The following is a 24,165-nucleotide window of genomic DNA, read 5'->3' as shown; positions in this document are numbered from 1 at the left end:
GACGGGGGTGGGCGGGGCCGGGCTGCCGGGCGCGGTCACTTCACGCTGCCCGCGGTGAGGCCGGACTTCCAGTGGCGCTGGAGGAGGACGAAGGCGGCGAGGAGGGGGAGGACGGCCAGCAGCGAGCCGGAGATGACCGCGGGGTAGTAGTCGGGTGTCACCACGGCCGAGCTGTTCCAGACGTAGAGCCCCAGGCTGACGGGGAAGAGCGACTGGTCCGAGAGCATCACCATGGGCAGGAAGAAGTTGTTCCAGATCGCGGTGAGCTGGAAGAGGAAGACGGTCACCAGGCCGGGTCCCAGCATCCTGAGGGCCACCCGGAAGTAGGAGGCCAGCTCGCCCGCGCCGTCCATCCGGGCGGCCTCCAGCACCTCGTCGGGCACGTACCCCCGGCTGAAGACGCGGCCCAGGTAGACGCCGAAGGGGTTGAAGAGGACGGGGACGAACACCGACCAGAAGGTGTTGACCACTCCCAGTCCGGACGCCATCAGGTACAGCGGGAGGGCCAGTACCGCCGGCGGCACCATCACCCCGGCCAGGACGAGCGCGAACAGCTTCTCCTTGCCGCGGAAGTGGTACTTGTCGAAGGCGTATCCGCAGGCCACGCTCACCATCGTCCCGAGAGCCGCGCCCCCCACCGCGTACAGCAGGCTGTTGGCGTACCAGCGGCCGTAGACGCCGTCCTCCAGGGAGAAGAGCGCCGCGAGGTTCCCGGCAAGGGAGAAGTCCCTTGGTGACAGCAGGTCGCTCCGGAAGAGGGCGTCCCGTCTCTTGGCGGCGGCCGGCAGCAGCCACAGCACCGGCAGCAGGGTGTAGAGGGCGGACAGGCCGACGACGGCGTTGACGGCGGCCCGCCCCAGCAGCCGGGGGCGTGCCGCGCGCGGCCGGACCGGGGCGCGCCGGGCGCTCACCGGGAACCCTCCCCGACCGGACCGCCGCCCCGGGCCGTGCGGTTGCTCCACCGGCCCAGCCCGTAGGACAGCGCGAGGGTGACGGCGAGCAGCACCACCGAGGCCGCGGCGGCCAGGCCGTGGTTGTCGCGGGTGAAGGCGGCGTCGTAGAGGTACATGGCCGGGGTGTAGCGGTCGCCGACGACCGGGGTGGCCTGGCTCAGCAGCATCGGTTCGGTGAACAGCTGGAGCGACCAGATCAGGGTGAACATCACGACCATCACGACCGCCCCGCGCACCAGCGGCACCTTGACCCGCAGCGCCGTGCGCACCGGACCCGCGCCGTCCACGAGGGCCGCCTCCGTCAGTTCGCGCGGCACGGCCTGGAGGGCGGCGTAGAAGATGACGACGTTGTAGCCGAGACTGCTCCACAGCGCGATGTTGACGACGGAGGGCAGCACGGTGTCCACCCCGAGCGGGTCCACCGTGACGCCGGCGTCGCGGAGGACTTCGACGACGGGGCTCAGCCCCGGCGTGTAGAGGTAGAGCCAGATGACGGCGGCGATGATGCCGGGCACCGCGTGCGGCAGGAACAGCGAGAGCTGCGCGGTGCGCCGCAGCCGCGCCGCGCCCGAGTCGAGCAGCAGCGCCAGCACGAGTGCCAGTACCACGACCAGGGGAATGTGGACCAGACAGTAGAGGGCCGTGGTGCCCATGCCCGTCAGGAACGTCGGGTCGGTCAGCACGGCCTCGTAGTTGCGTGAACCGGCGAAGACGGTGCGCTCCGGGCCGAAGCCGAGTCCGGGCTGGTCGTCGCTGAAGAGGCTCAGCCGGACCGCGGCGCCCACCGGTACGAGGAAGACCAGGACGAGCAGGGCGAAGAACGGTGCCATCAGCATCGTGCACGCCCCCGCCGCGCGCCGCCGCGCCGTGTTGCCGGTGCTTCTCGTCGCGCCCTTCGCCCCGGCCGCACGGCCGGGAAGCACCGTCCGGCCCGTACGGGAGCCGGGCACGGCCCCCGGGGAGGCGGCACCCGGCGACGAGATACCCGGGGAGGCGGCACCCGGCGACGCGGCCGGGCCGGGGGCGGCGGTCACCGCGGCCCCGCACGCACGGAGAGTCCGAGAGATCTGAGATCCGGAAGTGCCGAGCGCTGGGCCTGATCGAGGGCGCCCAGCACGGTGCCCTCCCCGTCGCCGGCCCGGGCCAGCCCCGTCTGCACCGTCTTGAGGGTGGCCGTCATCCGCGGCCCCCATGTCCAGCCCCGCGAGATGTGGGCGGCCTCGCGCCGGAAGAGGGCGTAGATGTCCTGGCCCGCGAAGTAGCGGGTGTCCATGGCCTCGCGTGCCACCGCCACCAGGTCCGTGGCCGCCGGGTACTGGCTGCTGACGCCGCTGGAGAGCCGGGCCCTGAGCGCCTGCGGGCTGGAGACCTGCCACTCGATGAAGTCCATGGCCGCCCGCGGGTGGCGGCTGTCCTTGGTGACGGCGAACGTCGAACCGCCGTGCGTGCCCACCCGGGGGTGCGCGGGGTCCCACCGGGGCAGCGGCGCCACACCCCACCTGCCCCTCTGGCCGGGCTGGGCGGCCATCATCCCGCCCGCGTCCCAGGCGCCGGTCAGCTTGCCGAAGACCTCGCCCCGGCCGATCTGCGCCGAACCCGCCTGGGTGTCCACGGGGTTGAGGAAGACCAGCTCCTCGTCGATCAGCCGCTGCCAGTACGCGGCCACCTTGCGGGTGGGACCGTCCGTCATCGACACGGTCCAGGTGCGGCCGGCGGTGTCGAACCACCGGGCGCCCGCCTGCCAGGCCAGCCCCGCCAGGTGGTGCCCGCCGTCGGTGGGGAAGGTGGCGATGCGCGCGCCGGGCGCCGCCCGCTTGATGCGGCGCGCCGTCTCCTCGAACCGGGCCCAGGTGCGGGGGAGTCGGAGGTGGTGCCTGGCGAACAGGTCGCGGCGGTAGAGGAAGACCATCGGCTCGATGTCCATCGGCACGCTGAAGACGCGCCCCTCGAACGTCGTCAGCGCGAGTGCCCGCGGCAGCAGTTGGTCGCGCAGCCGCTCGCCGACCAGCGGTGTGAGGTCGCGGATCACCCCGTCGATGGCGAAACCGGGTACCTGCGGGTATTCGATCGTGGCGACGTCCGGCGCGTTGCCCGCGCGGGCCGCGTTGCTCAGCTTCGCGTACCCGCCCTGCTGGCCGGAGGGCACCTGCTCGAAGTCCACGTGGACGCGCGCCTGGCCGCGGTTGTAGGCGTCCACGACCTCCTGGCTGCCGCGCAGGGCGGACCAGAAGGTGAGGTGGACGCGGTCGTCGCCCGTCTCCCGGGCGCCGGTGCCGCCTCCGCCGCAGGCGGCGGCCACCAGCAGCGGCAGTACGGCGAGCGCGGCCAGGAGGGCGCGGAGGGTGCGGAGAGCGCGGAAGGCGGGGCGGGGCACGGCGGATGCCTCCTTCGGAAGAGGAGGGAACACCGGCATCCTGATCGCTCGCACGCGAGGGGTCAATGGAGCGATCAGGGGAAAATGAAACGCTCAAACGAGCGTGCGGGCCCAAGGGTTGGCCGAGGCATCGCACGCCTCTCCGCGTTCCCGGGTCACCCCGCCGGTGCCTCCACCGCGGAGCCCCGCACCACGAGCCTGGGCAGCAGTTCGATACGACGTACCGCCTCCGGGGCCGCGTCGCCGGGATGGCGCAGGCGCCGCAGCAGCAGTTCGGCCGCCGCCCGGCCGACCTCCTCCTTCGGCGGGGCGACCGCCGTCAGCGGCGGGCTGCCCAGCGCGGCCACCGCGTCGCCGTAGGCCACCACCGAGCAGTCCTCCGGCACCCGCACCCCGCCCGCGCGCAACTGCTGCACCAGCATGAGCGCGTCCACGTCCGGGTGCAGCACGGCGGCGGTCGCACCGCGCTCGCGCAGCACCGATGCCAGGTTCTCCAGGTCCACCAGGTCCACCAGGCCCGCCGGGCCGCCGCCCGTCTCCGGCGTCCGCGTCGGACCGGGCTCCGGGGCCGCGGAAGGGCCCGCGGTCAGGACGACCGCCCCCTCCTCGATCCGAGGCCGCTCCCGGGCGATCCGCGCGAACGCCGCCCGCAGTGTGCGGGCCGTCGGACTGTCGTCACGGGCCGCCAGTACGATGCGCCGGTGCCCCAGGGAGACCAGGTGGTCGAGCGCCAACCGCGCCCCGTACGCGTGGTCGCCGCACACGGAGTCGTACGCCTGCAGCGGGGACCCGGGCGCCGGCCGGTGCTCCATCAGCACGGCGGGGACGGCGAGCCCGGCCGGCCACTTCTCGTCCAGTGCGGGCGCGCCGGCGGTGCGCCCGCGCGGTGCGACGAGCAGGCCGACGGCGCCCTGCTCCACCGCCTGGCGAGCCGTCTCCCGCTCGGCGCCCGGGTGGTGCCCGGCGATGTGCAGCGCCATGCGCACCCCGGCCGCCTCCAGGACGGTACGGGCGCCGCCCACCGCCTCGAACAGGGAGGAGTGGTGCTCCGGGACGACCAGCCCCACCGAGGGCGCGGAGGCGTCCAGCCCCGGTGTGCGGGGCCGCTCCGCCACCGGGGAGAGGGAGCGCGCCACCCCGTGCCCGCGGCGCAACTCCCCGCGCCGGGCCAGCTCTTCCACGTCGCGGCGCAGGGTGACGACCGACACGCCCAGTTCCCGCGCCAGCGCGGTGACCCGCACCTCCCCCCGCGTACGGACCGCTTCCAGCACCCTCTCCCGCCTGGCGGCGGCCCCCTCGCGCACGGCGGCAACCCTTTCGTTTGAGCGTTTCTGCCTACGATACGGTCACGCTGCGGCGCGGGACCCCTTCCTTTCCGCCGGAGTCCGGCGGCATCGGTGACGCTTCAGACCCGCTCGCCCGGCTCCATCCGCTGACGGCGTACCAGGTGGTGGAAAGGGCCGGTGCGGTCGGCGAGGAGGACCGAGGGCGGGCCTTCCTGGACGATCCGGCCCCGGGACATGACCAGGACGCGGTCCGCGTCCAGCACGGTGGACAGCCGGTGGGCGATCACCACCCGGGTGGCCCGCAACTCCCGGGTGCTGCGGGCCACCACCCGCTGGGTCTCGTTGTCCAGCGCGCTGGTCGCCTCGTCGAAGAAGAGGATCCTCGGGCGCCGCACCAGGGCCTGGGCGATCATCAGCCGCTGGCGCTGTCCGCCGGAGACGGTGCCGCCGCCGTCCGAGAGCATGGTGTGCAGACCCATGGGCATCGCCTTGATGTCGTCGGCGACGCCCGCCATCCGCGCCGCCTCCCACACCTCTTCCAGCGGGTAGGTCTCGGCGCCGCAGATGCACTCCAGGATCGAGCCGGTGAAGGGCTGCGCGTGCTGCAACACCACCCCGCACTGGCGGCGCACCTCCGCCTGGTCGAGGGCCGCGAGGTCCTGCCCGTCGTAGCGGATCTCGCCGGACACGGGCCTCTCGAAGCCGATCAGCAGCCGCAGCAGTGTCGACTTGCCGCAGCCGCTCTCCCCGACGATCGCCACGAACTCCCCGGGCTCGGCGCGGAAGGAGACCCCGTCCAGGACGAGCGGCCCGTCCTCGCCGTAGCGGAACGTCACCTCCCGGGCCTCGACGGCACCCGTGAGGGTGCCGGGCCGCACGCTGCCGTCGCGTACCTCGGGCGGCTCCTCCAGGACCGGCTTGAGCTGCTCGTACAGGGGCAGCACCGCCGCCGCCGAGAGCAGCGAGTTGGTCAGCTGGGTGACGGCCGTGAGCATCATCGTCATGGCCGTGGTGAAGGTGAGGAACCCGCTGGGCGCCAGGGCGCCCCGGGCCGGGCCGGCCAGCAGGACGAACAGCAGCAGCATGGCCAGCGGCAGGTAGACGGCGTTGACGACGGTGCTGAGGTTGCGGATGCGGCCCGCCCGCCGCTGGAGTTCGCGGCTGCGGGCGAAGTCCTTGGCCCAGGCCGCGTACGCGAACGACTCGGCCGCCGCGACCCGCAGCTTCGGCAGCCCGCGCAGCGTCTGGAACGCCTGGTTGCCCAGCTTGTTGTTGAGCGCCACCAGGCGCCGCTGCCAGCGCAGTTGCCACACCCCCAGCGCCGCGAAGACGGTGGCGACGACGGCCAGCACGCCCAGCGCGGCCAGCGCCAGCGGCACGCTGCAGACCAGCAGCAGCACCAGGTTGACCGCCGCCACCGTGCTCGACTGGACGACGACGGAACTGATGCCCGACAGCACGCGGCGGATCGTGCTCACCCCCATCGCCGCGCCGGCCAGCTCCCCGGTGGAGCGCCCCGCGAAGAACCGGGTCGGCAGGCGCAGCAGCCGGTCCCAGACGGCGGGTTGCAGCGCGGCTTCGATCCGGCCCTCCAGCCGCAGCAGCGCGGTGTTCTGCATCAGCCCGAACGCCGCGGCGACGGCCGTGGTGCCCACCAGCGCCGCCGCGGCCTGCGCGATGAGCCCCTGCTCGGCGTTGGGCACGTACACGCCCAGCACCTGGCCGGTGGCGACCGGCACCAGGGCGCCCAGCCCCACGGCGACGAGCCCGCACAGCAGGAGGGTGAGCAGGTCGCCGCGGGCGCCGCGCAGCGCGAAGCGCAGCAGCCCCGGCGCTGACAGCGGTTCGTCGGGCAGCGGCCGGTAGAACATCACGGCGCGGGAGGAGAACGTCGCCGCGTTCCGGGCCCCGACGCGCCAGCGGCTGCCGCTGCCCGGCTGCACCGCCTCGTACCGGCCGCGCCGCCACAGCAGCGCGACGGGCGCGCCGCTCGCCGCCCGGTACCCCACCAGCGGACCGCAGTCGCGCTTCCACCAGGCCCCCGCCAGCTTCACCGGCCGGGTGCGCAGCCGGGAGGCGCGCGCCAGCCGCTCGACGGGGTCCACCCGCTCGTGCGGGTCCGGGCCCTGCGGCGGCACCCGCAAGGTCACGCCGGCCGCCTCGGCGACGGCGCGGCAGACGGCCACCGTGGCGTCGTGCGCGTCCGCGCCGCCTGCCGGGGCCTGCTGCCGCGCACCCGTGCCGAGCGAGGCGAGCAGCGCCTGGTCGGCCTCCTCGCGCACGGCCTGGCCGGCCTCGATGCCCGCCGCCGTACGGTCCTCGTGGGCGCGCTCCAGCCGTTCGATCCAGCGGTCGAGGGTGAACAGCAGCCGCGCGAGCTGGTCCACCATGTGCTGCCACATGGCCCGGTCGAGCAGCAGGGCGCCGCCGGTGCCGTAGCGCACGCCGCCGGGCGCGACGGGCATCCACAGGATGTCCTCGTCGGCGGCCGGGCCCTCCTCCACGGGCTGCCCGGGCCGCCGCGGCCGGCCGTCCAGCGGCGCCTCGAACAGCACCCGCAGGCCGCGGCCGACGCCGCGCGCGAAGGCGTCCTCCAGCGGTCCGGGCACGGTGCCGTGCGCCCCTTGGACCCACTGTCCGGCGTAGGTGTCCCAGCCGTCGTACGCGCCCCAGCCGTCGCCGTACCGCTGCCCCGGCTGCCCCGCGGGCAGCTCCCACAGCGGAATCCGGCGCACCACGCCGCCGCGCACCGGCCGCCCCACCAGCGTGTGCCGCGGCCCCTCGACCGGGCCCAGCAGCAGGGTGCCCGGCTCCAGCCGGCCCAGGAAGTGCCAGCTCCCGGCGCCGGTGGCGTCCACCGCGAACACGTCCATGGCGCCCTCGGCCACCAGCCACAGCACGTGCGGGCCCTCCAGCGACATGCCGGTGCCGGGCGTGTGCGCCACCGCCTCGCCCAGCGCGCCGAGATGGACGGCCACCACATCGCCGGCCGGGGAGACCGTCCGGCCGGTCTGCTGCGCGTATGTCACCTGCGTACCTCAGTGCTCCTTGACGAGTCGCGCGTACGCCCCGCCGGCGGCGAGCAGGTGTTCGTGCCGGCCCCGCTCCACGACGGTGCCCCGGTCCAGCACCACGATCTCGTCGCTGTCCCGTACGGTGCTCAGCCGGTGCGCGATCACCACGCAGGCGCAGCCGCGCCGGCGCAGGTTGTCGATGATGACGGCCTCGGTCTCGGCGTCCAGCGCGCTGGTCACCTCGTCCAGGACGAGGATGCTCGGCTCGCGCACCAGCGCGCGGGCGATCTCCAGGCGCTGCCGCTGGCCCCCGGAGAAGTTGCGGCCGTCCTGCTCGACGCGGCTGTGCGGGCCGCCGGGCCGCCGGGCCACATCCTCGTACACGGCCGCGTCCCGCAGCGCCGCCTCGACGGCCTCGTCGGGGACGGACGGGTCCCACAGCGCCACGTTGTCGCGCACCGTCCCCTCGAAGAGGAACACGTCCTGGTCGACGAAGGAGACGGAGGCGGCCAGCGCCCCGCGCGGCAGGTCCTCCAGCCGCCGCCCGTCGATCCGGATGACGCCCTCCCACGGCGTGTACAGGCCTGCCAGCAGCCGCGAGACGGTGGACTTGCCGCTGCCGGAGCCGCCCACGAGCGCCACCTGCCGGCCCGGCCCCACGGTCAGCGAGAGCCCCGTCAGCAGCGGCGCGTCGAGCGGGTTGTAGCCGAAGGTGACGTTCTCCAGCGTCACGTGCCCGGCCAGCCGCCGGGCGCCCGCGGCCGGTTCGGGGCGGGTGTGCAGCGGGTCGGCGGGGAACGCCTCGACGTCCTTGAGGCGGGTGACGTCCGCGGCGAAGTCCTGGATGCGGCCCGCCACCGAGTTCAGCCGCGTCAGCGGTGCGGTGAAGCTGGTGACCAGCGCCTGGAAGGCGACCAGCAGCCCCGCCGTGATGGCGCCCTCCACCGCGCGCGTCCCGCCGACCAGCAGGATCACCGCGCTGTTGAGCGAGGCCAGCGTCGGCGCGACCACCGCCAGCGCCGCGCTGGGCACCCCGAGCCGCTGCTGCACCTCCAGGGTGGTGGCGTGCTGGCCGGCCCAACGCCGGAAGTAGCCCGCCTCGCCGCCGGTGGCCTTCATCGTCTCGATCAGCTGGAGCCCGCTGTAGGAGGTGTTGGTGAGCCGGGCCCGGTCGGCGCGCAGCCTCTGCGTCCCCGTGGCCCGCAGCCGGATCACCACCCGCATCGCCACCACGTTCAGCAGGGCGATGCCCACCCCGACGAGGGTCAGTTGCGGGTCGTACGTCCACAGCAGCACCGCGTAGGCGACCACGACCACCGCGTCCACGCCCGCCGCCGCCAGGTCCCGGGCCAGGGTCTCGGCGACCGTGTCGTTGGACTGGAGGCGCTGGACGAGGTCGGCCGGGCTGCGCTGCGCGAAGAACGTCACCGGCAGCCGCAGCAGGTGCCCGAGGAAGCGGGCGCTGCTCAGCGTGGAGGAGATGAGCCGCGCCCGCAGCAGATTGCCCTGCTGGAGCGCGGTCAGTACGGCCGTGAGCACCACGGCGGCCCCCATCGCGGCGAACAGCACCCCCAGCAGCGAGTCCCGCGCCCCGAAGACGAAGGTGTCGATGTAGGTGCGGCTCAGCGCGGGCACGGCCGCGCCGACGACCACCAGCAGCACGCTGGCCACCAGTGCCGCCGCCATCGCCCCCGAGGTGCCGCGCAGCCGCGCGGGCAGGGCCGCCAGGACGCCCGGCCTGCGGCCGCCCTCGCGGAAGGTGTCGCCCGGCGCGAAGGTCAGCACCACACCGGTGAACGAGGTGTCGAACTCCTCCATGGGCACGAACCTGCGCCCGCTCGCCGGGTCGTTGATGTGCACCCCGCGGCGGCCGAGGCGGCGGCCCGTCCCCTCGAAGACCACATAGTGGTTGAACTCCCAGAACAGCACGGCCGGTGCCCGCACCCCGGCCAGCGCCTCGGGCTCCATCTGCATGCCCTTGGCCGTCAGCCCGTAGCCCCGCGCCGCCTTCAGCAGGCTGCTGGCCCGCGAGCCGTCCCGCGAGACGCCGCACGCGATGCGCAGCTCCTCCAGCGGCACATGGCGCCCGTAGTGGCCCAGCACCATCGCGAGCGCGGCGGCCCCGCACTCGACGGCCTCCATCTGGAGGACCGTGGGCGTACGGACGGTTCGGGGCCGCCGCCTGCCGGGTTCCGCCGCCGGGGTGCGGGCCCTGCGCCCCGCGGCGGGCGGCCGGGCCCGGTGCTGCCTGCGGCGGTCCTGGCGCGGCCGGGGCGCGGGCGCCGTCACGGCAGCAGCCAGTCGACGGGACGCTGCGCGGCCAGGTGCACGGCACCGCTCACCTGCGTCGCGGAGTCGAGCCGGAAGGGCGGCCCGTCCTCGCGGGACCACGCGTACCCGGACCTGGTCGCCGGGGACCGCTTCAACGACACCAGCACGGCTAGGGGTTTGCCCTGCCGGGTGAACCGCTGCGCCAACGTCCTGTCTCCCAGAAAACCGCTGATCTGCTCCTCGGTGCGCGGGGTGCGGCCGACGGACTCGACCGTGCCGCGCAGCAGCCCGAACCGGTCCGACGGCACGGAGGTGACGCGCAGGTCCACGGCGGCGCCCACCGGGACCGCCGCCCCCTTGTCGGCCGGCACGTAGAGCATCGCCACGAGCGGGTCGCCGGCGCCCTTGACGCGCTCGACGATCGCCACGTCCGCGCCGGTGGTGACGACCGAACCGATCCTGGCCGCCAGCGAGGTGACCCTCCCCCGCGCGACCGTCCGCACGGCCCGCACCCCCTGCCGTGTGCGGACGCTCACCACTGGGGCGTCCGCGCGTACTGACTGACCCTCCCTCACATGGACGGAGGTCACCTGTCCCGCGACCGGGCTCTGCAGCAGGTAGCTGCCGTCCTCGTGTGTGAGGACGCCGGGTGCGGCCAGCTTCGTGGACACCGTCCCGGTGACCGCCCATACGCCGCCCGCCGCCATCACGACGAGCGTCACCACAAGAACCAGCAAACCCTGGGGGCGAGCGAAACGCACCGGAACGTCGAGTTCTTCGGGCGACTGCAACTTCGCGAGCGCCTTTTGCCGGAACTCCACGTCACAAGTCCTTCACTGCATTTTCTGCACCGCCGTCGGGGAACGGCGCATGACCGTAACACATAAGCCCCGGAACGAAGTCCGGGGCTTATGCTCCGCGCTCGCCCTACCGGAAAGGTGAGCGGTTGCGGCAGGGCGCGGAAAAGGTGTCAGTCAATGACACCGATTGTTTCAGGACTGGGCGCCGAGTGCGACGCTGACGCCGGGCAGACCGTCCGTGCTGACACCGTTCACGGTGTTGCCGACCAGGCCCTCGACGCCGTCGACGGTCGAGGTGGCAGCGCCCAGGGCCTCGCTGGCGATGCCGCCGGAAACGGCGTCCAGCTCGGCGTCGGCAAGCTCGGCGGTCTCGATGTGGTGACGCATGAATGCGTTTCCCTTCATTGCTTCTGGGTTTATGAGGGGGAATCGCCCCAGGCGGCACGAAAAACCGATCGGGGCGCTCATCAGTCGGGCCCGGACAGGCCCGGAAAACCGGGCACATCCGGAACCGGTAGCGGTGGTTCCGCGTGACTGCCCGAAGAGCAGAACACGCGACCGCAGCCGCCCGCCACTTGAGGGCCCGGCCGTCCCAAAATCTCCACAGCCCGTTTCCCGAGGTGCAGACACCCCACATACCCCGCCGCTTTGTGCCCCCGTCTTCTCCGCTCTCCCACCACTCCGGGGAGCGCCGCGGGACCGCCCCCGCGGCCCGACGGCCCCCCGGCCGAGGCTCGACGGCCCCCGCTCGGGGCCCGACGGCCCCCGCCTTGACGGGTCCCCCGCACCTGCCTACCGTTCGCCGGACAAGGGACGTCCTACCTCTGGCAGTTGGAGCCGCTCCATGCCGTACGAGAGTTCCGTACCGTTCCGCGCCGGCACCGACGGCTACGCCGGCTTCCGCATCCCCGCCCTCGTCCGCGCGGCTGACGGCACCCTCCTCGCCTTCGCCGAAGGGCGCGTCGACTCCACCGCCGACAGCGGGAACATCGACATCGTCCTCAGACGCTCCCAGGACGGCGGCCGTACCTGGGGACCTGCGGCGGCCGTCGCCACCAACGGCAAGGGCACCGCGGGCAACCCGGCACCCGTCACCCTGGCGGACGGCCGCGTCCTCCTCGTCTTCGTCCGGGCGGCGGCCTTCGCCGCGGAGGACCGCATCCGCCGCGGCGAGATCGCCACCGAGGACGGCCGCCGCGTCTGGGTCCAGCACAGCGACGACCACGGCGTCACCTGGAGCGAGCCGCGCGAGATCACCGGCACCGCCAAGGACCCCGCCTGGCGCTGGTACGCCACCACCCCGGGCCACGCGCTCCAGCTCTCCGTGGACCACGCCCACGGCCCCGGCCGCGTCGTCGTCCCGGCCAACCACTCCACGCCGCCCGTCTTCCCCGGTGACGACGGCACCGAGGGCCGCTACAACGGCGGGCACGTCCTCCTCAGCGACGACGGCGGCACCACCTGGCGCATCGGCTATGTCGACGACAACCCCGACGGCTGGGTGAACGTCAACGAGACCACGGCCACCGAACTGCCCGACGGCACCGTCTACCTCAACACCCGCAACGACTCCGACGCCCCCGCGCACCGCGCCGACGCCCGCTCCGCCGACGGCGCGGAGACCCTCACCGCGCCCTTCGCCCCGCAGGAGCACCTCACCACCCCGGTCGTCCAGGGCAGCGTCCTCCAACTGCGCGACCCCGACGTCCTCCTCTTCTCCGCCCCCTCCCACCCCGAGACCCGGCACCGCATGTCCGTACGGGCCAGCACGGACGGCGGGGCCACCTGGCGCGAGGCCCACGTGGTGGACGAGCGGCGGGCCGCCTACTCCGACCTCGTCCGGGTGGACGAGCACACCGTCGGCCTCCTCTACGAGACCGGCGACGCCAGCGCCTACGAGACGCTCACCTTCCGCCGCGTCCCGGTCGCCGAACTGACGGGTGAGGCCCGGGCGTGAGGGCGCCGGCCGGGCGGGGCGTGAGGGTGCCCCCCGTGTGGGCGCGGGTGCCGGCCGCGCCGGAGAGGTCTCCCGTTCCCCTCCCTCCTCACCCCTCCCCTGTACGGAACGGGGCCGGCACCGCCCGCCGCGGCGTACGGCCCCGCGGCTAGGCTCGGCCGCATGCGCACATTCCAGCGGGTCACCACGCGCAACGCCCGCTTCCAGCAGTGGCAGGCCCTCCTGACGAACCGCACCAAACGGCAGCGGGCCGGCGAGTTCCTCGTCCAGGGCGTCCGGCCCGTCACCCTGGCCGTCGAGAACGGCTGGCCGGTGAGCGCCCTGCTGTACGCGGAGGGCCGCCGGCTCTCGGACTGGGCGCGCGGTCTCCTGGACGCGCCGCACGTGGCCGGTGAGCGCGTCGCCATGGCACCGGAACTCCTCGCGGAGCTGAGCGAACGCGAGGACGGCGACACCGAGTTGCTCGCTGTCGTCCGCCTGCCCGACGACGACCTGTCCCGCATCCCGGTCGGCCCCGCCTTCCTCGGCGTCCTCTTCGACCGCCCCACCAGCCCCGGCAACATCGGCACCCTCATCCGCTCGGCGGACGCCTTCGGCGCCGACGGACTGATCGTCACCGGCCACGCCGCCGACGTGTACGACCCCAAAGCGGTGCGCGCCAGCACCGGCTCGCTCTTCTCCCTCCCCACCGTCCGCACCTCGGCCCCACGCGAGGTCGACGCCTGGCTCGCGGCCCGCACCGCCGAGCACCCCGTCACCGTCGTCGGCACCGACGAGAAGGGCGACACCCTCCTCTTCGACGCGGACCTGACGGGCCCCACCCTCCTCCTGATCGGCAACGAGACGAAGGGCCTCAGCAACGCCTGGCGCGAACGCTGCGACCGCACCGTCCGCATCCCCATGCACGGCACGGCCAGCTCCCTCAACGCCGCCAACGCCGCCACAGCGGTCCTCTACGAAGCGGCCCGCCAACGCCACCGGCACCATCCCGCCTGACGGCGCGGGAGCGGTCTGCACGGTCCCGTCACCGATTGACTCCCCGGAGCGTGACCGCGATAAGCTGCCACATCGTCGCAGTGCGCACATATGCGCGCACTGTGCGCAGTGCGAACGAGCACGGGGGACCAGTTCACCGAACGGCCAGGGGGGAAGCCTTGCCACGCGAGGAACAGCGAGCCCACGCGGCGGAACCGACCCGCACCCGACTCGACGGAGCACCGCACGGTCCCGGAGGGGCGGACCGGAGCGATCTCGCGGTGACACCGGGCGACAAGCGAGCCGTCGCCGCATACATCGAGAAGGACCTGGGCCCGGCGGTGGTGCGCGAAGGCGGACAGGCCGTGATGGCCTCCACGAGCGTCTTCGGCAGCAGCAACACGACCCCGGGGGAGCTGCGCGGCTGGGACACCAGGAAGGGGCTCGACTTCTGCCTGGAGCGATGGGACGAGGCGTGGAAGAAGGCCGCCAACCGGCTGCGGGGCGAGATGCACGCCCTCAACGCGACCAAAACCTCCTTCCAGGGACTCGAGTACGAGCGCGTCCGGGGCTTCGCCAGGCTCTCGTCCCCCTCGGCCGGCAGCCGCCTCGACGACCTGTGAGGGCGGGCGACCGGCATGGGACTGACCTACCACGACATCATGAAAGCCGACTTGTCCGCTCTCACGGAGACGGCCAAGAACTGGCGGGCGATGGCCGAACGCTGCGGCACGCTGCGGGACAACTACCGGGACCACGTCCGGAAGAAGCTCACCGGGTGGAAGGGGGAGTCGGCGGGCGCCTTCTGGAAGTCCTCGGACATCACCCTCCACGAACTGTCCGCGTCGAAACGGCAGGCGACGAAGATCGCCGAAGTACTCGATGACGCGCACGGCCGGCTGGTCAAGGCGAGGGAACACCTGAAGAACGTCCGCGACCAGGCCGTCCACGAAGGCGGCATGAAGGTCGACGAGTACGGCAAATGCAACCTCGACACCAGCGACCTGTCGGACAAGGAAGCGCAGAGCGCCCTGCGCGATCCCGGCCGGGCGGACGCCGAAGCCAAGTGGAACGGCCGCATCCAGAAAGCGGTCCAGCACGTCGAGGACGTGGACCACGAGAACATGCTCGCCCTCAAGGCCGCCGCGACGGACAAGGACGGCAAGGGCGAGTCGGGCGGCTTCAACAGCAAGGCCGTCGGGGACGTCGAGAAGTACGCCGCCCAGCGGTCGGCCGAACTCGCCGCGCGCCTCGACTCCCTGAAGAACGGCGGCGGCCTGACCGCCCGGGAACGCCACGATCTCCAGGTGATGCTGCGGGCGAACGCCGACGACACGTACTTCACCCGCACCATGCTCGACTCCCTGGGACCGGACGGACTGATCGACGCGACGAACCAGCTGAACGCGCTGGCGTACCGCACCGACAAAGGACATCAGGAGCAGTACCTGGGCCTGGAGAAATCACTGGCGACCTCGCTCGCCACGGCGACCAGGGTGCCCGTCTTCCGGGACGGCGACGGCAAGAGGATCCCCCTCAGTTCCGCCGAGTACGGGAAGAAGTACACGGCTTGGCTGCACAGCGGGGACGGCGAGTTCTACGACAAGTGGCGCTCGGGCATGCGGAAAGCAGGAGTCGCGGAGTGGTCCTACAGCCTGCGTCCCGCCACCGGCGTCGGAGACGCCTCCTCCTACGGCCGCGGCTATCAGACCCTCGTCACCCTGATGAAGCACGGGGACGGATACTCCCCGCAGATGCTCCACGACCTGGGCGACGACATCCGGGCGGCCGAGGAGAAAGACCCCGACATCTGGGACCACGCCGGTTTCGGAAAGGGCGTCTCCACAACCAGCGGACTGCCCGAGATGAGGAGCGCCACCTTCGAGAACGACCCGTACGACGGCCTCCTCGCCATCATGTCCAAACACCCGGAAACCGCCGCCGGATACCTGGACCCCGCCTCGGACGCGGACCTCGACAAGGACGGGGTGCAGAAGAACGACCGCATGGAGTACCTGGTCAAGCAACGCGACTGGAAAATCGTCGACGTCGACGTGTACGACACCGACGACAGGCTGGACAAGGACGCCCGGGACGGTTTCGAAGCAGCACTGAAGGCAGGCGCCACGGGCCGCCTGCCCGACACCGTGGCGACCGTCGATTCCCCGAAGCATTCGGCCGCGAATGCGGGGGTGATGGAGGAGGCGGTGCGGGTGTTCGGCTACACGCCCGGCAAGGACGACGTCTCACCGATCGCCAAGGGCGAGGACTTCGCCGGCTTCCGCCGCACCCTCGCGGAGATGATCGCGGACTATCCCGGGGACGTACAACGGGAGACCTACGGCGACGACCGCTTGCCGGTACGCGGCCACCCCGCCAAGTTCGACCCGGGAGCACTCCATGAATACCTGAACCAGGTCGGCCGGGATCCTTATGGGTACGGGGTCGTGAAGGCTTCCCAGCAGATGTACACGGTCGAGCATCTCCAGGATGTGATCCGCGATCTTCCGCCCGGCGCGGACGCGAGTGATGTACGGGATTACGTCGGAGACGCTGTCATCGGAGGGGCTTATGTTTCGGGTGTCCTCAGCGAGGCCAAGGCGGACGCGCTGTACGACGACAAGGTGGCTGAAGCTGAGGACTTCAACAAATCTGCGGACGAAGCCAGTAAATGGGTGAACAGGTTTGTGGGGCTGGGGACCGGAAACCTTGGCAGCGGGCAGGGCGGGGCGTTCCTGTCCACGCCGGTGGGGTGGGCCCAGGAGGATCTCAATACCGCGATCATGGAGCAGATCAAAAGAGACGTTCCCCAAGAGGCCGAGAAGGGCGCGGTGCAGGGCAGGTACGAATTCACGCAATCCCAGGTTGACACGAGGGACTTTTACCGGGACTGGGTCGAAACCCTGGGGAGAGAGGTCGGTTTGCGGGGGCACACCCTGAACGCCATGGTGGCCGGAGCCGGAAGGGACGGACTTTCCGGGTTCCAGGACGGCGCGGGAACGGTCCGGTCCCATGCGGGCCCGACACCGGCGGGGTAGGTGGGTCTTGAGAGCCTGTCGGAGTCTCGCCAAGGTGGTTGTGCTGCTCTGCGTGGGCATGACCGTAGGAGCGTGTGGGGAATCGCCGCAACGGGAATACCGCATCCCCGAAACTCTGTGCGGTCAGCCTTTACCGAAGAGCAGTTACGCGATGCTTTTCGGTCCAGGGCACGAAGTCAAACGGGAGGACCAACTGGATGAGCTCGGAAGCCCGCGGGCTGCCTCGCAAGGGTGCAGGTACTTCGTGGACGGCAAGCCCGCCGTGAGTCTTACCGGAGACTGGGTGAAGCCGGACGACCCGGTGGGCGCCACCACCCCGGCTGAAGCCATCCGGTCCCACAACACGCGGGAAAAACCGCGGAAATACCCGGGGCGCTATGAGGTGGCCACATGGCGGGGTGGCGCCGTCGCGGCGCTGGACTGCCGCCGCTCCTCCAACGCTGTCGACCGTTCGGTCACCAGGTACCTGCTTGATCTGCGCGCCAGCGACACCCCCCTCAACGACAACCCCGACCAGGCCCACAAGGTGTTCGGGAAGCTGGCTCAGGAGGCGATGGCCGAGGTGGCGGGGAAGTTGCCCTGTGTGAACGGGGCGGGTGGGCGGGAGTGATCACCTTCACCGGTGGTCGCGCGAGTGCTCCCTGCAAGGGGATGGCAGGATGCGGCCTATGAATGCTGATTCCTCTTCCGCCGCCGCAGGCAGCACCGCTCCGAAGAAGGACCCCTGGGACCTGCCCGACGTGTCGGGGATGACCGTCGGGGTGCTCGGGGGGACGGGGGACCAGGGACGGGGGCTGGCGTACCGGCTCGCGCGCGGCGGGATGTCCGTGGTCATCGGTTCCCGGGCCGCCGAGCGGGCCCAGCAGGCGGCTGCCGGGATCGGGCACGGGGTCGAGGGCGCGGACAACGCCGAGTGCGCCCGCCGTTCCGACATCGTCATCGTCGCCGTTCCGTGGGAGGGGCACGCCAGGACGATCGAGGCGCTCCGGGAGGAGTTGGCCGGCAAGCTCGTGGTGGACTGCGTCAATCCGCTCGGTTTCGACAAGAAGGGCGCCTACGCGCTCGTCCCCGAGGAGGGCAGCGCGGCCGAGCAGGCCGCCGCCCTGCTGCCCGAGTCGCGGGTGACCGCCGCCTTCCACCACCTGTCCGCCGTCCTGCTCTCCGACCCGGAGGTGGAGGAGATCCCCACGGACGTGATGGTGCTGGGTGAGAAGCGCGCCGACTGCGAGATCGTGCAGGCGCTGGCGGCCCGCATCCCCGGCATGCGGGGCGTCTACGCCGGGCGGCTGCGCAACGCGCACCAGGTGGAGTCGCTGGTCGCCAACCTCATCTCCGTCAACCGCCGCTACAAGGCGCACGCGGGCGTCCGCCTCACCGACATCTGACGGCGTCCGAGCCGACGGGTTCGGGCGGGGGCACCGGTGGCGGGCGCGGGGCGGAGAACGGAAAGCGGAAGACGGAAGATGGGGGAGCGGAAGGTCCCCGGCGGCGGCCTGACGGTCGCCGCCGTGTTCGCGGCTGTGCTCGCGGCCTGTTCCGGGTACGGGGCGCACGGTGGTGACGCCGGACACCGGGGGGAGCGGGCGGCGGCTCCCGCGCCGCGGCTGAGTGTGGCGGCCCTGCGGAAGAAGGCCGCCGCGGCCGGCCGGGAGTGTCCCGTCGCCTACCGTCCCGGCGCCGCGCTGCGGGCGGCCGGCGTCCGCGGCGAGGCCGCGCGTGTCGAGGGGGGCTCGGTGCTGGGCGAGTTGCCCGACGGGCCGGACGAGCCGCTGACCCGGGCCCGCGGCGCCCTCGTCGACTGCGGATACCGCCTCGGCGGGGAGCGGGCCCGCCTCTTCACGGTCGGCGTGCGGAAGGGGTACGCCGTCGCGGTGCTGCTGCCGCAGATCCAGCACGACGCCCGTCTGACGATGGACCAGCTGCGGCGGTTCGCCCGGCAGGCGCGGGACGCCGAGCCGGGCCGACCGCTGCTGGCTCCCGGCGGCAACGTCGCCCGCCGTCCGCCTGCCCGGCGCCGGGGACGGTGATGTCGCCCTGGTCGTCACTCTCGGTGAGGGCCGGACCCGGCTCTCGGGCCGCCAGGTCGCCACCCTGGCCGACCGGCTGGCCGAGCAGGCGCCCGGCGGGGACGCGGCTGGTGCGGCGTCCACCCGCAAGAGCCACCGGTGAGGCACCCCCGCCCGGCCCCTGACGCGGCCAGGGCGCGCGACGCGAGGTGCGGGCAGGTGGCGCTCGGTGCCTGGTGTCCACCGCCTGGCACCTGGTGTCCACCGCCTGGCACCTGGTGTCCGACGCCTGATGCGCGACGTCTCCCGCCCGATGCCCGACGTCTCCCGTTCGATGCCCGACGTCTCCCCTCCGATGCCCGCCGTCTCCCGCCCGATGTCTGACGTCTCCCGCCCGATGCCTGACGCCTGACATCTGACGCCTGACATCCGACGCCTGACGTGGGAGCCGTCCGTGACGGACGACCAGGCCGTCCGGCCCGCATCCGCGTGATGCGGGCCGTTCGTGGCACGCGGGGCGTCCATGGGCCGTGGCCTGCGGGACGCCCGTGGTGCGGGCGTCCATGATGAGGGGACGTCCGTGACGGACGGGCCGCCTGCGGCGGACCAGTCGGCCTCGACGTGTAGGACGCCGGGGACGCGGGCACCCCGCGCCCTTGGACATGCGGGCCGGGAACATCCCGCCCCTCACGGGGCGGTCCGTGACGGCCACAGGGCGCGCCCGTCAGGAGGCACGGATGGGACAGCCCGTACCCGCCACCGGGCGGACCGGGACCACGACCGACGAGTACACCCCCGACCCGCGGCGCTGGAAGGCGCTGTCGGTGTGTCTCCTCGTGGGCTTCATGTCGCTGCTGGACGTCTCGATCGTCAACGTCGCGCTCCCCGCCATCGAGCGGGGCCTCGGCGCCTCGGAGTCCGCGCTCTCCTGGGTCGTCTCCGGCTACGCCCTCACGTTCGGGCTGGTGCTGGTGCCCTCGGGGCGGATCGGTGACGCGCTGGGCCGGCGTACCGCGTTCCTGGCCGGGCTCGTCCTGTTCACCGTCGCCTCCATCGTGTGCGGCTTCGCGCAGGGCGCCGGCTGGCTGGTGGGCGCCCGGCTGGTGCAGGGCGTGGGCGGCGGGCTGGTGATGCCGCAGATCTCCGGCATGATCCAGCAGCTCTTCCGCGGTGCCGAGCGGGGCCGGGCGTTCGGCATGCTCGGCTCCACGATCGGGCTGTCGACGGCGGTCGGCCCGCTGCTGGGCGGGCTGCTGATCCAGGGGTTCGGAGCCGCCGAGGGGTGGCGGTGGGTCTTCTTCGTCAACCTGCCGATCGGTGTCCTCGCCTTCCTCCTCGCCCTGCGCCTGGTGCCGCACGCCTGCGCGGAGCGCGACACCGGGCACCGGGAGTCCCTCGACCCGGTCGGGGTGCTGCTGCTCGGCGCGGGCGTCGTCGCCGTGATGCTGCCCTTGGTGGAGGAGCGGCAGTGGCAGGGCCAGGGCAAGTGGCTGCTGGAGCCGGCCGGGGTGCTGCTGATCGTGCTCTTCGTGTGGTGGGAACGCTCCTTCCGGCGGCACGGCAAGGCGCCCCTGGTCGATCTCGGGCTCTTCCAGGACCGCTCCTATTCGCTGGGGACGCTGCTGGGACTGCTCTACTTCGCCGGGTTCACCACGATCTTCTTCATCTTCACCCTCTTCCTCCAGAACGGGATGCGCTACAGCGCGCTCCAGGCGGGGCTGACGCTGACCCCCTTCGCGGTCGGCTCGGCGATCTCCGCCGCGGTCGGCGGACGTTTCATCACCCGTGTCGGCCGGCCCCTGATCGCCGTCGGCCTGGCTCTGGTGCTGCTCGGGCTCGGGGGCGCGAGCCTGGCCGTGCACGAGGTGCAGAACAGCGCGGTCGGCTGGGCGCTGGCAGCACCGATGCTGTGCGCGGGGCTCGGTTCGGGGCTGGTGATCTCCCCCAACCAGACCCTTGCCCTGCGTTCCGTGCCCGTCGCCCAGGGAGGGGCGGCGGGCGGCGTCATCCAGACGGGGCAGCGGATCGGTTCGGCCGCCGGGATCGCCGCCGTCGGCGCCGTCTTCTTCGCCTGGCTGGCAGGCAGCCACAACTGGGCCACGGCCCTCGACTACGGGCTGATCACCGCGCTGTGCTTCGTGGCCGGCGCCCTGGTGGTGGCCCTCGTGGACGTGGCGTACGGGCGCCGTACGGCCCGGCGGGAGGCCCGTGAGGAGGGGTGAGGGACAATGGCCGGCGCACACCTCACACGCATTGGAGCCCTGACCCATGCCAGCCCCCGCCAGCCGGGCCCCCAGGGGCCTCGCCCTCTACGCGACCGTCATCTGCCTGCTGGCCGCCGTCGCGGCCGTGGTCTCCTTCGTGCACGGCAGTTGGCTCGGCATCGTCTGGGTCCTGCTGGCCGGTCTGACCTCCAACATGGCCTGGTACTACCACCGCCGCCGCCGGGCCACCGCGTAGACCTCCCGCGTCCGGCTCTCCCCGCCGTCCGGGCCCCCGGCGGCTCCCGCCGTCCGGGCCCCCGGCGGCTCCCGCCGTCCGGGCCCCCGGCGGCTCCCGTCGTCCGGACCCGGCGGCTCCCGTCGTCCGGACCCGGCGGCTCCGGCCGGTGCGGTCCTCACGGCAGCAGCACGTTCTGGGGCTCGCCCTGCCAGAAGCGGAAGTACTCGAGGCCGAGGAAGGTCTCGGTCTCGGAGACGCCCATGCCGCGCAGGAGGGTGTCGATGACGTGCCAGAAGACCTCGTTGACCTGGGGGATCCACAGGCAGCCGAAGACGAGGAGCAGGCCGAACGGGGCGAAGGGCTCGGCCTGCTGCCTCACGCGCGGTGTCAGCCACGGCTCGATCACCCCGTAGCCGTCGAGCCCGGGCACGGGCAGCAGGTTCAGCAGGGCGGCCGTCACCTGGAGCAGTGCGAGGAAGGCGAGGGCGCAGCGGAAGGCGACGGGCACGTCGGCCATGCCGTGCAGCCAGAACGGCGCGGTCAGGACGGCCGCGAACAGGGCGTTCGCCAGCGGGCCCGATGCCGAGACGAGGCTGTGCCGCCAGCGGCCCCGGATGCGGCCGCGTTCGATGTAGACGGCGCCGCCGGGCAGCCCGATGCCGCCGAGGACCACGAAGATCACGGGCAGTACGACGCTGAGCACCGCATGGGTGTAGTGCAGCGGGTTGAGGGTCAGATAGCCCTTGGCGCCGACCGAGACGTCCCCCGCGCTGAGCGCGGACCGCGCGTGCGCGTATTCGTGCAGGCACAGGGAGACGACCCACCCGGAGACGACGAAGACGAACACGGCGAAGCCGGTGACCTCCGCCCATCCGTACCAGACGGCCCAGCCGGAGACCGCCATGAGGGCGACGAGTCCGAGGAAGACCGGGCTGATCCGGTGGTGCTCCGGATGGGTGGATGCGCTGGTCATGGAGCCAGACCGTACCGGCAGGAGGCGGAACCCGCGAACCCCGCGCACGGTACGGGATGTTGGCGTCGTTGGCCGGGAGCGCACCTTTGGCCCGTATCGCCGGGTCGGTCGGTCTCCTTCGGCTCGCGGTCTCCTTCGCCCTGCGCGGGTTCCTTCGCCCTGCGGGTTCCTTCGGTTCGCGGCCTCCCTCGGCTCGTGGGTTCCTTCGGCTCGCGGGCGCTCCCGGCCCGCCGTCTCCCTCGGCTCGCGGGCGCTCCCAGCCCGCCGGGCTCCCTCAGCCCGGTGAGCCGGAGCCGGTCAGCACGGAGGAGGTCTCCTCGGGTTCCTGGCCACCCCGCCGGTCCGGTCGGTCCGGTCGGTCCGGCCCCTCCGGCCCCTCCGGCCCCTCCGGCCCCTCTCGCCTCTCCGGCCCCTCGTGCCCCTTCGGTCCTTCCTTCCCCTCCCCGATGGGCGCCGGCCGGCGTCCTCCCGCCAGGGAGACGAGGGTGACGCCGCCGATCAGCAGCGCGGCGGCCAGCCCGTCCACCGCGGTGATGCCCTCGCCCAGGACGAGCGCGGCCGACGTCATGCCGAAGACGGGCACCAGCAGGGAGAAGGGCGCGACCGCGGTGGCGTCGTACTGCCGCAGCAGGAAGCCCCAGGCGCCGAAGCCGAACAAGGTGGTCACCCAGGCGACGTAGCCGAGGGTGGCCAGGCCGCCCGCGTCCAGGGAGCGCAGGGCCGCGAGGTCGGCCGAGGGGCCTTCGAACAGCAGGGAGAGCGCGAACAGCGGCAGGGGCGGGACGAGGCTGACCCACACCATCCAGGAGAGCGCGTCGGGCGGTGCGGCCTTGCGGGTCAGCACGTTGGAGACGCCCCAGGCGACGGCGGCCGCGATGACGGTCAGGAAGGCGCCCAGCGGCCCCGAGGTGCCCTGTTCGACGGCGGCGACGGCGATCCCGGCGAGCGCGACGGCCATGCCCGCCAGCCGTATGCGGCCGAGCCGTTCGCCCAGGGTCGCGGCGGCGAAGACGGCGGTGAAGACGGCCTGCACCTGGAGCACCAGGGAGGAGAGTCCGGCGGGCATGCCCTGTTGCATGCCGATGAACAGCAGTCCGAACTTCGCGACGCCGAGCACCAGTCCCACCGCCACGATCCAGCGGAGGGCGACGCGTGGGCGGCGGACGAGGAAGACGGCGGGGAGGGCCGCGACGAGGAAGCGGAGCGCGGAGAACAGCAGGGGCGGGAAGTGCCGCAGCCCGATCTCGATGACGACGAAGTTGACGCCCCAGACGGCGGCGACCAGAACGGCGAGGGCGAAGTGGAGGGGACGCAGACGCATGGAACGATCGTCGTCGCCCCGACTGTTCAGCACCAGCACGGCTTTGTGCATGATGGGATGCAGCAACACTGAACAGTCGCCGCGCGCGGGAAGCCCCCGGGCTGCCCGCGGGGGCCCGGAGAAGGACGAGGTACGGCACCATGCTCGATCTGTCCCGGCTGCGCGCCCTGCACGCCGTCCACACGCACGGCTCGGTGGGCGGCGCCGCCCAGGCGCTCGGCTACACCCCGTCCGCCGTCTCGCAGCAGATCGCCAAACTGGAGCGGGAGACCGGGACCACGCTGCTGGAGCGCCAGGGGCGCGGCATCGCGCTGACGGACGACGCGCTGATGCTGGCGCGCACGGCGGCCCGGATGCTCGCTCTCGCGGAGCAGGCCGAGGTGGCGCTGGAGGAGCGCCGGGGCCGCCCGGCGGGCAGGCTGCGGCTGGCCGCCTTCCCGAGCGGGGCGCGCGGACTGATGCCCGGCGTCCTGGCCCGCCTCGCCGCCGGGCGTCCGGAGCTGGACCTGCGGATGACGGAGGTCGACCCGCACCTGTCGGTGGGGCTGGTGGCCCGGGGCGAGGTGGACGTGGCCCTGGCGCACGACTGGGACATCGCGCCGATGCCCGCGCCCGACGGGGTGCGCAGGACCGCGCTGGGCGAGGACCACTGCGAGGTGCTGCTGCCCGCCGCCCATCCGCTGGCCGCGCGGGCCTCGCTGGTCGCGGCCGACCTGGCCGGGCAGCGCTGGGTGTGCCAGCCGCCCGGGACCGTC

20 protein-coding genes are annotated in these 24,165 nt (G+C 73.0%); 10 read left to right on the top strand and 10 right to left on the bottom strand.

The window, feature by feature from the left end; translation table 11 throughout:
- Nucleotides 1-35: 35 nt before the first annotated feature.
- The 8 genes from FM076_RS09275 to FM076_RS09240 all read right to left on the bottom strand — a co-directional run bounded on the left by FM076_RS09275 (nucleotide 36) and on the right by FM076_RS09240 (nucleotide 11,085).
- Nucleotides 36-911, bottom strand: coding sequence for an ABC transporter permease subunit (locus tag FM076_RS09275; protein WP_173869435.1), 876 nt, complete (start codon nucleotides 909-911; stop codon nucleotides 36-38).
- Nucleotides 908-1,789 carry a carbohydrate ABC transporter permease gene (locus tag FM076_RS09270; RefSeq protein ID WP_173869434.1) on the bottom strand — a complete coding sequence of 294 codons (882 nt, stop codon included), beginning with the start codon at nucleotides 1,787-1,789 and terminating at the stop codon, nucleotides 908-910. The genes FM076_RS09275 and FM076_RS09270 overlap by 4 nt, the downstream gene beginning before the upstream one ends.
- Nucleotides 1,790-1,983: 194 nt before the next feature.
- The gene (locus tag FM076_RS09265) at nucleotides 1,984-3,327 is read right to left on the bottom strand and encodes an ABC transporter substrate-binding protein (protein ID WP_345944935.1); all 1,344 of its coding nucleotides are present in this window, start codon (nucleotides 3,325-3,327) and stop codon (nucleotides 1,984-1,986) included.
- A gap of 155 nt (nucleotides 3,328-3,482) precedes the next feature.
- Nucleotides 3,483-4,631: a substrate-binding domain-containing protein gene (locus FM076_RS09260; RefSeq protein ID WP_173869433.1), complete on the bottom strand. Its 1,149-nt coding sequence runs from the start codon at nucleotides 4,629-4,631 to the stop codon at nucleotides 3,483-3,485.
- Between the two features lie 101 nt (nucleotides 4,632-4,732).
- Nucleotides 4,733-7,642, bottom strand: coding sequence for an NHLP bacteriocin export ABC transporter permease/ATPase subunit (locus FM076_RS09255; RefSeq protein ID WP_428814767.1), 2,910 nt, complete (start codon nucleotides 7,640-7,642; stop codon nucleotides 4,733-4,735).
- 9 nt (nucleotides 7,643-7,651) lie between these two features.
- Nucleotides 7,652-9,916: an NHLP family bacteriocin export ABC transporter peptidase/permease/ATPase subunit gene (locus tag FM076_RS09250; protein ID WP_345944934.1), complete on the bottom strand. Its 2,265-nt coding sequence runs from the start codon at nucleotides 9,914-9,916 to the stop codon at nucleotides 7,652-7,654.
- Nucleotides 9,913-10,719 (bottom strand): HlyD family efflux transporter periplasmic adaptor subunit, encoded by an 807-nt coding sequence (locus FM076_RS09245; RefSeq protein WP_173869432.1) that lies wholly within the window; start codon nucleotides 10,717-10,719, stop codon nucleotides 9,913-9,915. Before FM076_RS09245 ends, FM076_RS09250 begins: the two co-directional genes overlap by 4 nt.
- A 171-nt stretch (nucleotides 10,720-10,890) precedes the next feature.
- On the bottom strand, nucleotides 10,891-11,085 hold the full coding sequence (locus FM076_RS09240) for a type A2 lantipeptide (RefSeq protein ID WP_173869431.1): 195 nt from the start codon (nucleotides 11,083-11,085) through the stop codon (nucleotides 10,891-10,893).
- Nucleotides 11,086-11,542: 457 nt separating this feature from the next.
- Here FM076_RS09240 and FM076_RS09235 point away from each other — a divergent pair, with 457 nt between their 5' ends.
- The 9 genes from FM076_RS09235 to FM076_RS09195 all read left to right on the top strand — a co-directional run bounded on the left by FM076_RS09235 (nucleotide 11,543) and on the right by FM076_RS09195 (nucleotide 21,134).
- Complete coding sequence (locus FM076_RS09235) at nucleotides 11,543-12,655, top strand: sialidase family protein (protein ID WP_173869430.1); 1,113 nt, start codon at nucleotides 11,543-11,545, stop codon at nucleotides 12,653-12,655.
- A 162-nt stretch (nucleotides 12,656-12,817) separates the two neighbouring features.
- Entirely contained in the window at nucleotides 12,818-13,651 is an 834-nt protein-coding gene (locus FM076_RS09230; RefSeq protein WP_173869429.1) for a TrmH family RNA methyltransferase, read from the top strand.
- 260 nt (nucleotides 13,652-13,911) lie between these two features.
- Nucleotides 13,912-14,253, top strand: coding sequence for a hypothetical protein (locus FM076_RS09225; RefSeq protein WP_173869428.1), 342 nt, complete (start codon nucleotides 13,912-13,914; stop codon nucleotides 14,251-14,253).
- Nucleotides 14,254-14,292: 39 nt separating this feature from the next.
- Nucleotides 14,293-16,668 carry a DUF6571 family protein gene (locus FM076_RS09220; RefSeq protein WP_173869427.1) on the top strand — a complete coding sequence of 792 codons (2,376 nt, stop codon included), beginning with the start codon at nucleotides 14,293-14,295 and terminating at the stop codon, nucleotides 16,666-16,668.
- Nucleotides 16,669-16,930: 262 nt separating this feature from the next.
- On the top strand, nucleotides 16,931-17,278 hold the full coding sequence (locus tag FM076_RS09215) for a hypothetical protein (RefSeq protein ID WP_173869426.1): 348 nt from the start codon (nucleotides 16,931-16,933) through the stop codon (nucleotides 17,276-17,278).
- Nucleotides 17,279-17,336: 58 nt separating this feature from the next.
- Nucleotides 17,337-18,053, top strand: a complete 717-nt coding sequence (gene npdG / locus FM076_RS09210) for an NADPH-dependent F420 reductase (protein WP_173869425.1) — start codon at nucleotides 17,337-17,339, stop codon at nucleotides 18,051-18,053.
- Nucleotides 18,054-18,131: 78 nt separating this feature from the next.
- Complete coding sequence (locus tag FM076_RS09205; protein WP_243274391.1) at nucleotides 18,132-18,695, top strand: hypothetical protein; 564 nt, start codon at nucleotides 18,132-18,134, stop codon at nucleotides 18,693-18,695.
- Nucleotides 18,696-19,411: 716 nt separating this feature from the next.
- Complete coding sequence (locus FM076_RS09200; protein WP_173869424.1) at nucleotides 19,412-20,896, top strand: MFS transporter; 1,485 nt, start codon at nucleotides 19,412-19,414, stop codon at nucleotides 20,894-20,896.
- Between the two features lie 46 nt (nucleotides 20,897-20,942).
- On the top strand, nucleotides 20,943-21,134 hold the full coding sequence (locus FM076_RS09195) for a hypothetical protein (protein ID WP_173869423.1): 192 nt from the start codon (nucleotides 20,943-20,945) through the stop codon (nucleotides 21,132-21,134).
- 157 nt (nucleotides 21,135-21,291) lie between these two features.
- Here the strand turns inward: FM076_RS09195 and FM076_RS09190 are convergent, their stop codons facing one another.
- On the bottom strand, nucleotides 21,292-22,089 hold the full coding sequence (locus tag FM076_RS09190; protein ID WP_173869422.1) for a site-2 protease family protein: 798 nt from the start codon (nucleotides 22,087-22,089) through the stop codon (nucleotides 21,292-21,294).
- A 274-nt stretch (nucleotides 22,090-22,363) separates the two neighbouring features.
- Nucleotides 22,364-23,404: an EamA family transporter gene (locus FM076_RS09185; protein ID WP_243274851.1), complete on the bottom strand. Its 1,041-nt coding sequence runs from the start codon at nucleotides 23,402-23,404 to the stop codon at nucleotides 22,364-22,366.
- A gap of 146 nt (nucleotides 23,405-23,550) precedes the next feature.
- On the opposite strand from FM076_RS09185, the gene FM076_RS09180 reads away from it, so the two are divergent.
- On the top strand, nucleotides 23,551-24,165 hold a 615-nt coding region (locus FM076_RS09180; protein ID WP_173869421.1), incomplete at its 3' end, for a LysR family transcriptional regulator.

The organism is Streptomyces albus subsp. chlorinus (assembly GCF_013302895.1).
Lineage (GTDB): Bacteria > Actinomycetota > Actinomycetes > Streptomycetales > Streptomycetaceae > Streptomyces > Streptomyces chlorinus.
Note: the sequence above shows the minus strand (reverse complement) of the source record. Positions and strands in the feature narration are given on the sequence as shown.